Source organism: Pseudonocardia lacus (assembly GCF_018531445.1).
In the GTDB taxonomy this organism is placed as follows: Bacteria; Actinomycetota; Actinomycetes; order Mycobacteriales; family Pseudonocardiaceae; genus Pseudonocardia; species Pseudonocardia lacus.
Map to the genome: position 1 here is coordinate 39,590 of NZ_JAHDTH010000028.1, position 15,960 is coordinate 55,549.

At 74.2% G+C, this 15,960-nt stretch carries 12 protein-coding genes and 1 pseudogene; 6 read left to right on the top strand and 7 right to left on the bottom strand.

Going from position 1 to position 15,960, the window contains the following annotated elements; translation table 11 throughout:
* Positions 1 to 56: 56 nt before the first annotated feature.
* Positions 57 to 1,028, top strand: a complete 972-nt coding sequence (locus KIK08_RS08715; protein WP_214402512.1) for a threonine ammonia-lyase — start codon at positions 57 to 59, stop codon at positions 1,026 to 1,028.
* 75 nt (positions 1,029 to 1,103) lie between these two features.
* Positions 1,104 to 2,423, top strand: a complete 1,320-nt coding sequence (locus KIK08_RS39680; RefSeq protein ID WP_308257502.1) for an MFS transporter — start codon at positions 1,104 to 1,106, stop codon at positions 2,421 to 2,423.
* Between the two features lie 197 nt (positions 2,424 to 2,620).
* Here the strand turns inward: KIK08_RS39680 and KIK08_RS39685 are convergent.
* From KIK08_RS39685 to KIK08_RS08735, 4 genes and pseudogenes are all read right to left on the bottom strand, one after another.
* Positions 2,621 to 3,637 (bottom strand): annotated as a pseudogene (locus tag KIK08_RS39685) (adenylosuccinate synthetase); the annotation flags it as partial.
* Positions 3,634 to 4,593, bottom strand: coding sequence for a hypothetical protein (locus tag KIK08_RS08725; protein ID WP_214402514.1), 960 nt, complete (start codon positions 4,591 to 4,593; stop codon positions 3,634 to 3,636). The gene KIK08_RS08725 and the pseudogene KIK08_RS39685, both read right to left, overlap by 4 nt.
* Positions 4,594 to 4,605: 12 nt before the next feature.
* A complete protein-coding gene (locus KIK08_RS08730) occupies positions 4,606 to 5,559 on the bottom strand; it encodes a lipopolysaccharide kinase InaA family protein (protein ID WP_214402515.1) in 954 nt (317 codons plus the stop codon).
* On the bottom strand, positions 5,556 to 6,302 hold the full coding sequence (locus KIK08_RS08735; protein ID WP_308257504.1) for an NUDIX hydrolase: 747 nt from the start codon (positions 6,300 to 6,302) through the stop codon (positions 5,556 to 5,558). Before KIK08_RS08735 ends, KIK08_RS08730 begins: the two co-directional genes overlap by 4 nt.
* A 173-nt stretch (positions 6,303 to 6,475) precedes the next feature.
* On the opposite strand from KIK08_RS08735, the gene KIK08_RS08740 reads away from it, so the two are divergent.
* A complete protein-coding gene (locus tag KIK08_RS08740) occupies positions 6,476 to 6,952 on the top strand; it encodes a MauE/DoxX family redox-associated membrane protein (protein ID WP_214402516.1) in 477 nt (158 codons plus the stop codon).
* A 2-nt stretch (positions 6,953 to 6,954) separates the two neighbouring features.
* Positions 6,955 to 7,710: a DsbA family protein gene (locus KIK08_RS08745; protein WP_214402517.1), complete on the top strand. Its 756-nt coding sequence runs from the start codon at positions 6,955 to 6,957 to the stop codon at positions 7,708 to 7,710.
* Positions 7,711 to 7,731: 21 nt separating this feature from the next.
* Here KIK08_RS08745 and KIK08_RS41620 read toward each other — a convergent pair whose 3' ends face one another.
* Positions 7,732 to 9,747 (bottom strand): S9 family peptidase, encoded by a 2,016-nt coding sequence (locus KIK08_RS41620; RefSeq protein ID WP_214402518.1) that lies wholly within the window; start codon positions 9,745 to 9,747, stop codon positions 7,732 to 7,734.
* Between the two features lie 198 nt (positions 9,748 to 9,945).
* Here KIK08_RS41620 and KIK08_RS08755 point away from each other — a divergent pair, with 198 nt between their 5' ends.
* Positions 9,946 to 11,283 carry an ABC transporter substrate-binding protein gene (locus KIK08_RS08755; protein ID WP_214402519.1) on the top strand — a complete coding sequence of 446 codons (1,338 nt, stop codon included), beginning with the start codon at positions 9,946 to 9,948 and terminating at the stop codon, positions 11,281 to 11,283.
* Positions 11,284 to 11,326: 43 nt separating this feature from the next.
* Here KIK08_RS08755 and glgX read toward each other — a convergent pair whose 3' ends face one another.
* Positions 11,327 to 13,429: a glycogen debranching protein GlgX gene (glgX, locus tag KIK08_RS08760; RefSeq protein ID WP_214402520.1), complete on the bottom strand. Its 2,103-nt coding sequence runs from the start codon at positions 13,427 to 13,429 to the stop codon at positions 11,327 to 11,329.
* Between the two features lie 194 nt (positions 13,430 to 13,623).
* On the opposite strand from glgX, the gene KIK08_RS08765 reads away from it, so the two are divergent.
* Positions 13,624 to 15,279 (top strand): GGDEF domain-containing protein, encoded by a 1,656-nt coding sequence (locus tag KIK08_RS08765; RefSeq protein ID WP_214402521.1) that lies wholly within the window; start codon positions 13,624 to 13,626, stop codon positions 15,277 to 15,279.
* Positions 15,280 to 15,287: 8 nt separating this feature from the next.
* Here the strand turns inward: KIK08_RS08765 and KIK08_RS08770 are convergent.
* The coding region (locus KIK08_RS08770) for a B12-binding domain-containing protein (protein WP_328516852.1) at positions 15,288 to 15,960 on the bottom strand (673 nt) is incomplete at its 5' end.

Sequence of the window (15,960 nt, forward strand, 5' to 3'; positions counted from 1 at the left end):
GGTGTGCGCGATAACTGGCATTGGACCGATGGGTGGCGCACCCCCAGGCTGGGGGCATGTCCCCGACCGTCACCTTCGCCGACATCCGGCTCGCCCGAGACCTGCTCGCGGCGCACCTCCCGCCGACCCCGATGTGGTCCTACCCGGCCCTCGACGGGGTGGTCGGCGCCCACGTGCTGGTCAAGCACGAGAACGTGCAGCCCGTCGGCGCGTTCAAGGTCCGCGGCGGGATCACACTGCTGGCCGGGCTGGGCGCCGCGGAGCGGGCTCGCGGGCTGGTCACCTACTCGACCGGCAACCACGCCCAGTCCCTGGCCTACGCATGCCGGGAGTTCGGCGCGTCGTGCACCGTCGTCATGCCCGCCGCGGCCAACCCGGCGAAGGCCAGGGCGGTGCGCGCGCTGGGGGCCACCGTCGTGCTCGACGGCGCCGACCTGGCCGGCGCGCACGCCCGCGCGGAGGAGGTCGCCGAGCGGGAGGGCCGGCTGCTGGTCGGGCCGGCCGACACGCCCGCGCTGATCGCCGGGGTCGGGTCGCTCTACCTGGAGGTCTTCGAGGCGCGCCCCGACCTGGACGCCGTCGTCGTCCCGGTGGGCAGCGGGACGGGCGCGGCGGCGGCCGGGATCGTCGCCGCCGAACTGGCGCCGGGGTGCCGGGTCGTCGGGGTCCAGTCGGCCGCCTCGCCCGCCGCGCACGACTCCTGGCGGGAGGGGACCTGCGTGACCCGACCCGACCGCACCGCGGCCGAGGGCCTGGCCACGGGGCGGGGCTTCGCGCTGCCGCAGGCGCTGATGCGCACCGGGCTCGCCGACTTCCACCTCGTGTCCGACGAGCGGATCGCGCAGGCCAGGCGGCTGCTGGCCGGGCACGCGCACACCCTCGCCGAGGGTGCGGGGGCGGCCGCGCTGGCCGCCGTGCTGGACCGTCCGGACGAGTTCGCCGGGCGCACGGTGGCCGTCATCTGCTCCGGGGGCAACGCCTCCCCGGCCGAGATCGCCGACCTGGCCGAGGTGGCGGCTGTGGGGTGAGCCACGACGGCGCCGGGTGAAATCCGTGTGCGGTCGCCGTAATGTCCTTCGGTAGCAATGCGAAGGAGGCCGACGGTGGTCGAGGCGGACGGCCACCGCGCCCCCGGACCGGTCCGCGAGCGCCTCCCGCGCCAGATCTGGATCCTGGTCGTCGCCGCGTTCCTGATCGCGATCGGCTTCGGGATCGTCGCCCCGACGCTGCCGGTGTTCGTGCGCAGCTTCGACGTCGGCGTCACCGCGGTCTCGCTCGCGGTCAGCATCTTCGCGCTGTCGCGGCTGCTGTTCGCCCCGCTCGGCGGGCGGTTCGTGACCCGCTACGGGGAGATGCCGGTCTACCTGGCCGGGCTCGGGATCCTCTCGCTGTCCACCGCGGGCTGCGGCTTCGCCGTCGAGTACTGGCAGCTGCTGGTGCTGCGGGTGCTGGCCGGGGTGGGCTCGACGATGTTCACCGTCTCGGCGCTGTCCATGCTGATCGCCTTCGCCCCGGAGTCGATGCGCGGGCGCGCCACCGGCATGTGGGCCACCGGGTTCCTGCTGGGCAACATCATCGGGCCGCTGGTCGGCGGAGCGCTGCTGGTGGTGAGCCTGCGCGCGGCGTTCCTCGTCTACGCGGTCGTGCTGGTGGTCGTGGTGGGGGCCTCGGCGCTGCTGCTGCGCGGCGGCGGTGTCGTCGAACTGGCCGTCGAGACCCCGCCGGCCCGATTCCGCGACGCCTTCGGCCACTCCGCCTACCGGGCCGCGCTGGTCGCCAGCTTCGCCAACGGCTGGGCGGTGTTCGGCGTGCGGATCGCGCTGGTGCCGCTGCTGGTGGTCGAGGTGCTCGGCCGGTCGGAGTCCTGGGCGGGCGTGGCGCTGGCCGTGTTCGCGGCCGGCAACGCCCTCACCCTGACCGTGACCGGGCGGATCACCGACCGGATCGGGCGCCGCCCGCCGATGCTGGTCGGGCTGGCCGTCTCCGCCGTGACCACGGCGTCCCTCGGCACGATCAGCTCCCCGACGCTGTTCCTCGTGGTCAGCCTGCTGGCCGGGGCGGGCAGCGGGCTGGTGAACCCGCCGATGAACGCCGCCGTCGCCGACGTCATCGGCTCCGGGGCGCGCGGCGGATCGGTGCTGGCCGGCTTCCAGATGGCCGCCGACATGGGCGCGATCGTCGGCCCGGTGCTGGCCGGTGCGCTGGCCGAGGGCGCCGGCTACGCCACGGCGTTCGCGGTCACCGGGGCAGTGGCGCTGGTCGCGCTGGTGTTCTGGATCCGGGCCCCGGAGACGCTCGTGCGGCGCACGGCCGCCGAGGCCGACCCGCTGACCTCGGTCGTCGAGGTCGCGCGCGCGGAGGACCCGAAGACCGGCGCGGGCACCCGCGACGACGGGCGCGACCGCCGGCGGTCGGCCGGCTGAGCCCGCACGAACCGCTTGTGCGCGCGGTCCGGGCCCCACGACTCGACGCGAACCGGCGCCCCGAGCAGCGACCCGATCTCCGCCGCCCAGTCGTCCGGACGGTGCAGAGCGGCGGGCCGGGCGCGGAGCAGACGCTCGGTCAGGGCCCGCTGGTGGTCCAGGTCGCGGAACGGCCCCGGCTCGATGCGGTCGCGGACCCCGCCGTCCAGCTCGTACGCCGTGCACACCCGCAGCTCCGGGCAGCGGGCCGGGGCGTCGAGGTGGGTCACCGCCAGCGCGTCGACGCCGCCGCACACCTCGACCGCGTACCGGTGGGCCACCGCGTCGAAGTGGCCCACCCGGAACGCGCCCTGCCACTCGCCCGTGCCGTTGTGCGCCTCCGGCAGGGCGAGCGGCGCCTCGGTCACGAACGGGCCGGGGCCGTGCCGCGTGGTCGAGGTCCGGACGACGCCGAGCCGCTCGACGTCCCCGTCACCGCAGAGCTCGGCGACGTTCGCGAACGTCGTGGTGGACCAGGTCGTGTACGGGTGCCAGCCCCGCCACTCGTCGAGCAGCACGCCCTGCGCGCCCTCGAAGACGCAGCGCCCCTCGCGCAGCAGCCGCCCGGTGAACGCCGGACCGACGACGGCGACGGCCGCGCCGAACGCGACGACGGCGTCCACGACGTCGTCCAGCGGGGGAGCGTCGAGCGGCCCGTACCGCTCGGTGAGGCGGTCGCGCACCGCGGCGAGGCGCCTGCGCAGGACTCGCGGCGTGCGCACGTCGCCGGCGCGCGGGGCGTCGGCGTGGTCCCGGGCGTACTCGACGGCCTGCCCGAACCCGACCCCGCACGACCCGTGCCGGGCCCCGCCGCGGCGCCGCTCGCGCAGCCGGTTCGCCGCCCGGTGCCACGGCGTGCCGAGCAGGCAGTCGGCGTCCACGGTGAGCAGCGCGAACGGGTTGCCCAGCGCGGCCGCCTCGGCGGCCAGCGCGAGCGGGTCGACGACCACGAACCGGGTGAGGTGGGTGGTCACCCCGGCGAAGGTGCCCGACCCGAACTGCGCGAACGTGTGGTGCCGGCCGCCGGCGACGACGTTGTGCGCGGCCTGCGCGCCCCCGTTGCAGCGCAGGACCGCGCGGACGCCGCCGGCGGCGCACAGCGCGTCCACGACGGTGCCCTTGCCGGCGTCGCCGTAGCCGAGGTCGACGACGGCGGTGTGGGCAGGACGCGTCACAGCCGCTCGTTCCCGTCGGGGCCGGCGCCGGGGGTGATGGCCGCCCGCACCACGGCGCCGCGCGGGCGGACCGGCGCCAGCGCCCGACCCACCGAATCGCCGGCCGCCGAGCCGACGTCGGTCAGGTCGGCCAGGCCCTCGTCCAGGTCGATGCGGCCCTCGCCCAGCCCGACGGTGAGCGCGATGGTCTCGCAGACGGCGTCCAGGTCGTCGAGCGCGATGACGTGCTGGCCGAGCAGCCGCTTCCAGTGGCCGAGGATCTCCTGGTCGCCGCCCCAGCCGGCCGCGGTCGGGATGATGCAGTACACGTCGTAGGACCGCTGCAGCTCCGCGATCACCGCCTCCACCGCGATGGCCTCGGGCAGCTCGTCGCCGATGAAGCGCTCGACCTCCTTCGGCTTCACCGTCGCGTAGGGCATCTCGTCGCCGATCAGGAACAGGTAGCCGCGCCGGCCCCTCCTGACGACGCTGTCCAGCTCGGTGTGGCGGGCCATGAAGTACATCGCCAGCTCGTAGGACTCGGTGCGCTGCCCGCCGCCTCCGCCTTCCAGCACGATGCGGGCCAGGTCGTCGTCCATCCGGTTGTCCGACTCGAACTGCCCGACCTGCAGCGGCACCCGGTCGCAGGTCGCGTCGCCGACCGCGCCGAACAGGATCTGCGGGTCGGTGGCGTAGCCCTTGCGGGTCAGCAGGCCGAGCAGCTGCGGCAGCTTGGTCTGCAGGACGCGCGGGACGCCGCCCATCGAGCCGGTCACGTCGAACAGCACGGCGATCGGCGTGCTGAGCGGGTGCTCGTCGGTGTCGCGGCTCTCCCGCACGACCACGCCCTTCGGGTCCAGCGCGGCGTGCGCCCGGCGGGCGCCGCTGTCGCTGTAGGCGAAGGCGCTCGCGCCGCGGGACGCCCGGTAGTTCGCGGCCGCGGTGTAGACGTCGGTGCTCCAGCGTCCGTCTCCCATGTCGTTCCTCCTCTACGCGGCCGGCACCGTGAAGGGCCGGAACCGTCGGGGTCCGTACAACTTCTCCAGCAGCTCGTCGAGCTCGGCGAGCAGCTGCCACGCGTCCTGCGGGCGCATCCGCGGCGCGTCGAACCGGCACCCGGCGGCGAACCGCCCGACCGCGGCGGGCGGATCCGCGATCAGCCCCAGCACCAGGCCGGTGGCCATGTGGATGTCGGTCGCGGCGGTCGCCGGCCGCTTGGCCCGGACCTCCGGCGGGTAGGCGGCCCGGTGCCGCGACACGATCGCCGGCACGGCCCGTCCCGGCGCCACGCTGTAGCACCAGTCGACGAGCACCACTCCGTGCCGCTCGGGGTGGATCAGCACGTGCTCGGGCAGGACCGCCCCGTGCACGACGCCGGCCCGGTGCGCCCAGCCGAGCCCGGTCAGCAGCCGGCGCCAGATCCAGGCGGCGTCGCGCGGGTCGAGCCGGCGCCGCATGCCGGTCAGCGGGACGAACCCGGTGAGCCGCTCCAGCACGACCGCCTCGCGCCGGACTCCGCTGTCGTCCTCCTGCGCGAACGCCTCGACCAGCACCGGCGCGTAGGCCCGCAAGCGCGGGTCGCCCTCCCGGTGCAGCGCGGTCAGCGCCGCGACCTCGGCCCGCACCAGGTCGTTGTCGGCCGGGCGGCGGGGCAGCTTCAGGAGCTTGTCGTCGTCCAGCGCGATGAGGTCGGCGAGGTCGCCCCGGGCGATCAGGCCGCCCAGCCGGTACGTGCCGCGCGGGGTCGTCAGGGTCTCCTCGCGGTCGAAGAGCGCCGAGAGCCTGGCCGTGGCCTCGGTCGCGGCGGCGCCGCGGCCGGTGGGGGCGACGTCCGGGTGGACGAGCTTCAGCAGCCGCCGGTACGTCGCGGCCCGGTCGCCGCCGACCAGCTCACCGAACGTGGTGGCCTGGGCTATGGCCGCGACGGCCTCCTCGAACGTCACCGCACGCCGTCCTCGCGGGTGGGGCGCAGCAGCGCCGGGTGCAGCGACCGCGCGTCGCCCGCCCGGTAGAGCTTCGGCTTCGGGCCGCCCCGCTCCCCGGCGCGTGCCGCCGTCTCCCCGGTGCTCTCCACGAAACCGGGCACCGACAGCACCTTGCGGTGGAAGTTGCCCGGGTGCAGCTCCTCGCCCCACACCGCCGCGTACACCGCGCGCAGCTCGGCGATCGTGAACTCCTCGGCGACGAACGCGGTGGCCAGCGGCGTGTACTCGAGCTTCGCCCTGGCCCGTTCCAGGCCGTCGGCCAGGATCGCGGCGTGGTCGAAGGCCAGCTCGCCGACCTCGTCGACCGGCACCCAGGAGGCGCCGGCCGCGTCGCTGCCGGCCCGGGGGTCGGGCAGGCTGGGGGCGAAGGCCAGGTACGCGACCGAGACGACCCGCATCCGGGGGTCGCGGCCGGGGTCCCCGTAGGACCGCAACTGCTCCAGGTGGACCCGGTCGAGCGCGCGGTCGTCGCCCAGCCCGGTCTCCTCGGCGAGCTCGCGCCGCGCCGCCGCGTCGAGCGGCTCGTCCCGCACGAACCCGCCGGGCAGCGCCCGCCACCCGGCGAACGGGTGCGCGCCGCGCTCGACGAGCAGCACGTGCACCCGGCCGGCGCGGATCGTCAGCGCCACGACGTCGACGGTGACCGCGAGCGGCGGGAACTCGCCCGGGTCGTACCGCGCCAGGAACTCCGCTTCGGTCACCGCGGCACCCCGATCTCAGGTCGAGTCTTTCTCGGTTCGAGAACAACATAGGTCGTTCTCGTTCTGAGCACAACCCCCGTCCGCGGCGCCCGTGCCTCCCGGACCTGGAGGCGGTGCTGGGGCGGGAGTCGGCCCGGGAAACCTGCTGACCACGCCGTCGCTACGCTGAACGCGTGAAGTCCAGCCGTGCCCTCGACGTGATCGGCACGTTGGCGCGGCTCGGCCTGGCCGCGGTGTGGCTGGTCTCCGGGGTGCTCAAGGCCGTCGACCCCGACCAGACCTACGTCGCCGTCCGCGCCTACGACGTCCTGCCCACCGCGGGCGTCGAGGTGGTGGCCGCGCTGCTGCCCTGGGTCGAGATCGCTTTCGGCCTGCTGCTGGTGCTCGGCGTCGGCACCCGGATCGTGGCCGTGCTGTCGCTGGCGCTGCTGCTGGTGTTCATGGCCGGCGTCGTGCAGGCGTGGGCGCGCGGGCTCTCGATCGACTGCGGCTGCTTCGGCGGCGGGGGAGCGGTCGAGCCCGGGCAGACCGCCTACGTCCAGGAGTTGCTGCGCGACACCGGCTTCGCGTTGCTCGCCTGCTGGCTGATCGTCCGACCGCGCACGGTCGCGTCGCTGGACTCACGGCTCGTCGACTCGGAGAGGACCTGACCATGGGCGGAGCTGCGCGCAACGAGAAGCGGCGCAAGCAGGACGAGGCGGCCCGCAAGCTCGCCGCGGCCGGCATCAGGGTGGAACGCAAGACCGGGCCCAACCGGACCGCGATCATCCTGGTCGCCGTCGTCGTCGTGTTCGCGCTGCTGGTCGGCGGGTTCATCTTCTGGCAGCGCAGCAGCGGCTCCTCCGGCGACGTCGCCGCCACCTACCCGGTCGCGGTGTCCGGCGCCGTCGTGACCGCCGGCACCGGCCCGGTGGTCGTCGACACCTACGAGGACTTCCTCTGCCCGCAGTGCGAGCGCTTCGAGTCCCGCTACGCCGGTGAGATGAAGACCGCGCTCAACGAGGGCAAGATCACCGTCAGGTACCACGCGATCGCGATCCTCGACCGGCTCACCGAGCCGCAGGGCTACTCCACCCGGGCCGCCAACGCCGCGCTCTGCGCCGCCTCGGCCAACATCTACCCCGGCTACCACGAGAAGCTCTTCGCCGAGCAGCCCGCCGAGGGCGGCTCCGGGCTGACCGACGAGCAGCTGATCGCGTTCGGCACCGAGCTCGGCGCGGGCGCCGACTTCGCCGCCTGCGTCACCGGGGGCACCAACTCCGCCGCCGTCACCGCCGAGACCGACAAGGCGGTGGCCGACCCGGCCCTGCAGACCGACGGCAACTTCGGCACCCCGACGGTCACCGTCAACGGCCAGAAGATCGACCTGAACGACACCTCCTGGCTGCAGACCGCCATCGGCGCCTGACCACCCCGGCGGGGGTGGGGGCTAGGGGGTGCGGGAGGGGTGGTCCCAGGTGATCCGGGGCCGCCGGCCGCCGAGGTGGCGGCCGAACCAGTCCAGGATGATCTCCGCGCGCTGCACCCGGTGGCGCGGCGAGCCGCTGCGCGAGAGCTCGTGGCCCTCCTCGGGGAAGCGCCAGTACTCCACCGGCTTGCCCAGCAACCGCAGCGCCACGAACAGCTGGTCGGCCTGCTCGACGTGGCAGCGCAGGTCGTCCTCGGAGTGCAGGATCAGCACCGGTGTGCTGATGTCGCGCACGTAGCTGATCGGCGACATCCGGCGGTAGACCTCCGGCGAGTCCAGGTGGCCGACGCCGAACTCGTGGCGGAAGAACCCGGCCGCGTCCGAGCTCCACTCCAGCGACTCGACGTTGTTGACCGCGCGCTCGCTGCACGCCGCGGCGAACCGGTCGGTGTGCCCGATCAGCCAGCTGGTCAGGTAGCCGCCGTAGGACCCGCCGAGCACGCCGACGCGGTCGGGGTCGAGCTGCGGGTCGCGGGCGAGTGCGGCGTCCAGCGCGGCGAGGACGTCGTCGGCGTCGATGCCGCCCCACCCGGTGCCGGGGACCTCCGCGGCCTCCGGCGGGCGGATCGAGCGCGCCCAGGCCTCGGTCTGGCCCGTCGAGCCGTGCGGGTTGCAGTAGACGACGGCGTAGCCTGCGCCCGTCCACAGCTGGAACTCATCGAAGAACGCGTTGCCGTACTGGCTCATCGGCCCGCCGTGGATGGACAGCAGGACCGGCAGCCGCCCGCCGTCGGCGGGGGCGTCCGGCTTGACCAGCCAGACGTCCATGTCGCCGTCGCCGCCGGGGGAGGGCACCCGGAAGTACTCCGGCGCGCGCACCGGCACGGCGTCGTGGAACGCCGCGCCGACCGAGGTGAGGCGCCGCTCGGTGCCGTCCGGGTCGCGGACGAACAGCTCGGGCAGCGTGGTCGCGGTGGCCGCCACGAACGCCAGCACGCCACCCGCCTGGTCGTAGCCGGTGATCACCCGGGTGCCGCCGAGCACCCGGTGGGCCGGCCCGGAGCCGTCGGCCGGGACGCGGTAGACGTGCACGTCGCCGCGGTCCTCCGCGGCGAACAGCAGGTGGTCGCCATCCCAGATGGGGGCGCGGGCGCCGGGCTGGGGGGCGCACTGGCGGTCGAGGTCGGCGGTGAGCACCCGCTGCTCGCCGGTGGTCGCGTCGGTCAGCACGACCTGCGTGTGCGAGTGCAGCAGCTTGCCGTCCTGGGCGAGCGAGGCGATCGTGGCGCCGTCCGGGCTCCACGCCGGCCGCCAGTGCGACAGCCGACCGGAGGTGATCGCCCGGGGCGGGGCGTCGGCGGCGGCCAGGTCGACCAGGTGCAGGTCGGCGATCAGGTCGAGGTCCCAGTCCTTGGCCCGCGGCACGGCGGTGACCAGCCGGCTGCCGTCCGGGCTCCAGGCCGGGCCGTCGTGCTCGTAGGGGCCCCCGGCGACGACGCGCGGGCGGGCGGACCCGTCGGCCGGAACGACGAACACCGAGCGGGGGCGGTCGATCGTCCATCCGGTGCCGTCCTCCCGGCTCCACAACCGGTCGATGCGCCGCGGCGGCCGCGCGCGCTCGTCGTCGCCGTCGGAGTAGCGCCCGGTGCGCTCCCGGGAGGCGAACGCGAGGTGCCGGCCGTCGGGTGACCACGCGGGCTGCTCGATGCCCTCGGGCCGCTCGCAGACGGTCACCGTCTCGCCCGGGCCGCCGATCGGCACGACGTGCAGGGTGGCGGCGTCGGAGCCGGTCGAGCGCCGGCTGGTGAACGCGAGCCTGCGCCCGTCGGGGGACCAGACCGGCTGGGAGTCGCCGTGCTCACCGGAGGTGAGCTGGTGGGGCGGCGTCGAGCCGTCGGTCGCGGCGAGCCAGACCGCGCTGCGGTAGCGGTTGGCGTCGAGGTCCACGCGGGTGACGGTGAAGGCGATCAGGGAGCCGTCGGGGGAGACCCTCGGGTCGGCGAGGGACACGAGACGTCCGATGTCGGTGGGTTGCACTCCGGTCACGCTAGAGCACCGGGCAGTCGTCGAGGCGGCCGTTCACGTTAGCGCTCACATCCGCACGTCGATGCAGGCCGCGTCCTTGTTGACTACCGCGCGACGCTGCGCCAGGGTGCGGATCTGCCAACCAGGTGATCACTGTCACCCGGCTTGTGTCGTAGCTGATTACGTTGGGTGCGAGGAGGAGCGGTGACGATGTCTCGACCTGCCTCCCAGTCGGCGTACCTCGCAGGGCTGGTCCCGCCGTCGGTCGCCGCGACCGGCGTCCGTCGGCGCAGCCTGCTCACGGGCGCGCTGGCCGGGGCGGGCCTGCTGGGCGCGGGCGGCCTGCTCGGCGGCTGCGCCAGCGCCGACGCCGTGGTCCCCGCCGCCGGCGACGGGATCGTCAAGTTCGGCTCGAACCAGTCCGACGACGTGCCGCGCAAGGCGTACGAGGAGATCGTCGCCGGGTTCGACCGCCCCGGGCTCACCGTGGTCACCAACACCGTCGACCACAACGCCTTCCAGGAGAACATCAACAACTACCTGCTCGGCCAGTCCGACGACGTGTTCACCTGGTTCGCCGGCTACCGCATGCAGTTCTTCGCCGAACAGGGCCTGGTCGGTGACATCTCCGAGATCTGGCAGACGATGACCGGCATGACCGACGCGCTGCGCACCGCGTCGTCGGGCCGCGACGGCCGCCAGTACTTCGTGCCGCTCGACTACTACCCCTGGGCCGTGTTCTACCGCCCCAGCCTGTTCGAGGAGCACGGCTACCGGATCCCCGCCACCCTCGACGAGATGGTCGTGCTCGGCGAGCAGATGCAGGCCGCCGGGCTGATCCCGCTGGCCTTCGCCGACCAGGAGGGCTGGCCGGCCATGGGCACGTTCGACCAGCTCAACCTGCGGCTCAACGGCTTCGACTACCACATGTCCCTGATGACCGGCCGGGAGTCGTGGGACGGCCAGCCCGCCCGCCGGGTCTTCGAGCTCTGGCGCGACCTGATGCCCCTGCACCAGACGAACCCGCTGCAGCGCACCTGGCAGGACGGCGCCGCCGCCCTGGAGCGCAAGCAGGCCGGGATGATGGTCATGGGGATGGGCCTGGTCGGCCACCAGTTCGCCGACGCCAACCGCGACGACCTCGACTTCTTCGCCTTCCCGCAGATCGACGCGGCCATCGGCACCGGCGCCGTCGAAGCCCCGATCGACGGCTTCATGATGCGCGCCTTCCCCCGCAACCGGCCCGGCGCGCTGGAGTTCCTCAGCTACCTCGCCGAGCCCGCCACCCAGCGGATCTACACCACCGCCGACACCACCGTCGTCGCCGCGAACTCCGAGACCGACACCTCCGGCTACACGGCCCTGCAGCGCAAGGCCCGGCAGTTCGTCGACGACGCCACCGACATCGCCCAGTTCATGGACCGCGACACCCGCCCCGACTTCGCCTCCGCCGTGCTGCTGCCGGCGATCCAGCAGTTCCTGGCGGACCCGGCCGGGTTGACCGGGACGCTGAGCGTCATCGAGAGCCGGCGGCGGGACTTCTTCTGAGGGTTGCCTCCGGCGACGCCGGGCCGGGGTGCGCGTCGGGACGTCAGTGGCCGCTCTGCAGCACCAGCATCGACCTCGCCGGCACGTCCACCGTGGTCCCGTCGACCGGCTCCGTCCCGTCGGCCGCGGCCGGGTCGGCGGTGTCGAGCGTGCGGCGCCACCCCTTCCCGTAGCTGGCGTCGGGCAGGGTGAAGGCCTGGGACTCGTGGTGGGCGTTGACCAGCAGCAGGAACGAGTCGTCGACGACCAGCATGCCGAGGTCGTCGCGGTCGGGGATGCCGCGGCCGTTGAGGTAGATCGCCAGGGTCTGGTGATTGCCGCCCCAGTCCTGGTCGGTCATGGGCCGGCCGTCGGGGCGGAGCCAGGCGATGTCGTCGATCCCCTCGCCGCGCAGCGGGCGGCCCTCGAAGAACCGCTGCCGGCGGAAGATGGGGTGCTCGGCGCGCAGGCGGGCGAGGCGGGCGGTGAACGCGGTGAGCGTGCGGTGCTCGGCCGCGGCGTCCCAGTCGACCCAGCTCAGCTCGTTGTCCTGGCAGTAGACGTTGTTGTTGCCCTGCTGGGTGCGGCCCAGTTCGTCGCCGTGGGCGATCATCGGGACGCCCTGCGACAGCAGCAGGGTGGCCAGGATGTTGCGGGTCTGGCGGGCGCGGAGTTCGCGGACGCCGGGGTCGTCGGTCTCGCCCTCGACGCCGCAGTTCCATGACCGGTTGTGGCTCTCGCCGTCGTTGTTGTCCTCGCCGTTGGCCTCGTTGTGCTTCTCGTTGTAGGAGACGAGGTCGCGCAGGGTGAACCCGTCGTGGGCGGTGACGAAGTTGATGGAGGCGATGGGGCGGCGGTTGTCGGTCTCGTAGAGGTCGGACGAGCCGGTGAACCGGGCGGCGAACTCGCCGAGGCTGCCGGGCTCGCCGCGCCAGAAGTCGCGCACGGTGTCGCGGTACTTGCCGTTCCACTCCGTCCACAGGGGAGGGAACCCGCCGACCTGGTAGCCGCCCTCGCCGACGTCCCACGGCTCGGCGATCAGCTTGACCTGGCTGACCACCGGGTCCTGGTTGACCAGGTCGAAGAACGCGGCCAGCCGGTCGACCTCGTGGAACTCCCGCGCGAGCGACGAGGCGAGGTCGAACCGGAAGCCGTCGACGTGCATCTCGGTGACCCAGTAGCGCAGCGAGTCCATGATCAGCCGCAGCGACTCGTGGTGGCGGACGTTGAGGCTGTTCCCGGTGCCGGTGGTGTCGTAGTAGAACTTCTCGTCGCCCTCGACGAGCCGGTAGTAGGCCTTGTTGTCGACGCCGCGGAACGACAGCGTGGGGCCCATGTGGTTGCCCTCGGCGGTGTGGTTGTAGACCACGTCGAGGATCACCTCGATGCCCGCCTTGTGCAGGGCGCGCACCATCGACTTGAACTCGTAGACCTGCTCGCCGCGGGTGCCGAAGCTGGCGTAGCCGTTGTGCGGGGCGAAGAAGCCGATCGTGTTGTAGCCCCAGTAGTTCGACAGCCCCTTCTCCTCGAGCGTCGAGTCGTGCACGAACTGGTGCACCGGCATCAGCTCGACGGCCGTGACCCCCAGGTCGCGGAAGTGCTGGATCATCGCGGGGTGCGCGATGCCGGCGTAGCTGCCGCGGACGTCCTCGGGGATGTCCGGGTGGCGCATCGTCATGCCCTTGACATGGGCCTCGTAGATGACGGTCTCGTTGTAGGGGATGCGCAGCGGCTGGTCGTTCTGCCAGTCGAAGAACGGGTTGATGACCACGGACTTCATGGCGTGCGCGGCGCTGTCGGCGTCGTTGTAGGACTCGGGGTCGCCGAAGCGGTACGCGAACAGCGACTCGTCCCAGTCGATCCGGCCGTCGACGGCCTTGGCGTAGGGGTCGAGCAGGAGCTTCGCCGGGTTGCAGCGGGGCCCGGCGGCGGGCTCGTAGGGCCCGTGGACGCGGTAGCCGTAGCGCTGGCCGGGCCACACCCGGGGCAGGTAGCCGTGCCAGACGAGGCCGTTGCGCTCCGGTAAACACAGCCGACTCTCGGTGCCGTCGTCGTCGAACAGGCACAGCTCGATGCGCTCGGCGACCTCGGAGAAGATCGCGAAGTTGGTGCCGCCCCCGTCGAACGCCGATCCGAGCGGGTAGGGCGAGCCGGGCCAGATGTGCATCGATCCTCCATGCAGGGGACGCCCGCGGGTCCGCGAGCACGTCTTTGTATCGGTTGGCCGGCCGCTCCGCTCGATGGGCGCGGGCGCGTCGGTGCAGGTGAGTTGAACCGCCCGGCTGGGTTGCGGTATGAAACGGATCACATCGTGAAGGGTCAGTGCATGCCGCTCGCAGTCCGCCGCCCCGTCCCGCCGCCGTGACGGAGCACCCGGCAGGCGAGCGGCTCGACCCGGCGGTCCTGGACGCCGCGCTGCAGGCGCTGCTCGACGAGCACCCCACCGCGGTCGTGTTCGCGCTGGACTCGGCGGCCCGCCGGGTCCCGGTGCCCGCGGACGAGCGGTTCGCGACCTGCGTGCCGCTGCCGGGCGAGGAGCCCACCGCGATCGACTACGTCGTCCCGGCCGACCGGGTCGGCGTGGGCACCTGCTGGAACCGGGCCCGCGCGACCGGTCTGGCCCGCGGCGGGTTCCGGCTCGCCTGCGCGCCCGACCAGGTGATGACGGTGACGTTCGTCGACTGCCGCGACCGGCACGGCGTGTGGATCGGCGTGATCGTCGCCGAGGGCGGCTGGACGGTGCGCGCCGGGGCGGTCGGGTTCGACCCGGCCCTGCTGGTGCCGAGCCGCCCGCGCACCGCCGAGGTGCGCAAGAACCTGCTCGGCGTCATCACCGGCGTCGACGAGCGGGCCACCCGGATGGTCGGCTGGTCGGCGGCGGAGATGGTCGGGCGCAGCTCGCTGGAGTTCGTCCACCCCGACGACCACGAGCGCGCCATCGGGCAGTGGCTGGAGCTGCGGGCGCGGCGCAGCACCCAGCGCGTCCGGCTGCGCCACCGCCACCGCGACGGCCACTGGCTGTGGGTGGAGATCGAGAACGTCTTCGTCGGCCTCGACGACCCCGACGACGTGGTGGCGATCGGGCGGATGACCGACATCTCCGACGAGATGGCCGCGATCGAGGCCGTGCGCCAGCGGGAGCGGCTGTTCCGCAGGCTGACCGAGTCGCTGCCGGTCGGGGTGCTGCAGGTCGACGAGGACGCCCGCGTGCTCTACGCCAACCGGCGCGCGTCCGACCTGCTGGGCACGGCGCACGACGCCGGTGCCACCCCGTCGGACGTGCACGAGCGGTTCGTCGGCGTCGAGCCGGCCCAGCGCACCGAGCTGGAGCGGGCGGTCGAGCGCGTGCTGGAGGCGGGGGTGGAGGGGTCGGTGCAGGTCGACGCGTGGGTGCGGCGCGGCGGCGACCGGCGCCGCTGCCAGTTCACGCTGACCCCGCTCACCGGTGCGGAGGACCCGCCGGGGGCGATCGTGCTGGTCGCCGACGTCACCGAGAGCGCGCGGCTGCGGGAGGAGCTGCAGGTCAGGGCGACCTACGACGGCCTGACCGGCTGCCTGAACCGGGCCGCGGTGCTCGCCGAGCTGGGCCGGGCCCTCACCGCCGCCGACGGCCGCCCGCTCGCGGTCGTGTTCATCGACCTGGACGACTTCAAGGCCGTCAACGACTCCTACGGGCACTCCGCGGGCGACGCGCTGCTGACCGCGGTCGGACAGCGGCTGCGCGGCCAGGCCCGCGCGGGCGATTCGGTCGGGCGCCTCGGCGGCGACGAGTTCCTCGTGCTGTGCCCGGGGGTGGGCGACGACGGCCGTGCGGTGGCGCTCGCCCGGCGCATCCACGACCACCTCGACGGCACCTTCCGGCTCGACGGCGGCATCCGGGTCCGGTCGCGGGCCAGCGTGGGGGTGACGGTGGCCCAGCCGGGCGATCCGGCGGACGCCTCCCCGGACGCGGTGGTCGCGCGCGCGGACGCGGCGATGTACCGGGCCAAGCGCCGTTCCCGGGACCGGACGGGGTAGCCCGGCGCTCAGCCGGTGCCGGCGCGCTCGACCTGGTCGGCGGCGTCGTCGAGCGAGCCGCAGCGCCGCACGTCGGCCGGGAGGTCCTGACCGGCCCAGCCCGGCCCGCCGACGATCCAGCGGCACCCCGGGCGGGGGCGCGGGAGGTCGGCGAACAGCCCCACCAGGTGCGGGCCGGGGGCGTGCGCCCAGAGGAACACCGCGGCCGGGCCGGTGCGGTCGACGGCCGCGCGCAGCGACGCCTCCGGCAGGGAGGCCAGCGGACGGGCGCCGATCCCGCGCTCGGCGAGGACGGCGGCCAGCGCGGCGAGGGGCAGGGTGTGCACCTCGTCCGGGACCGCGGCGAGCAGGACCGGCCGGGCGGGCCGGGTCACCGTCGTCGCGTCGACGACCCGGTGGAACGCGCGCAGAAGGCACTCGCTGAGCAGGTGCTCGGTCTCCACGCCGGTGGCCGTGCGCTCCCACCGCTCGGCGATCGCGACCAGCACGGGGCGGGCGACCTCGTCCCAGGTGGCGGCGACGCCGACGGCGGCGATCGAGTCCGCGAGCACGGCGTCGAGCGCGACGGGATCGAGTGCGAGCGCGGCCCGACCGAGGCCGCGGACGCGGGGGGCGGCGTCGGGCAGGCGCAGGCCGCGTCCGCCGTGGCGACCGGTCGGGCCGTCGGGCGCGGGCCCGGCC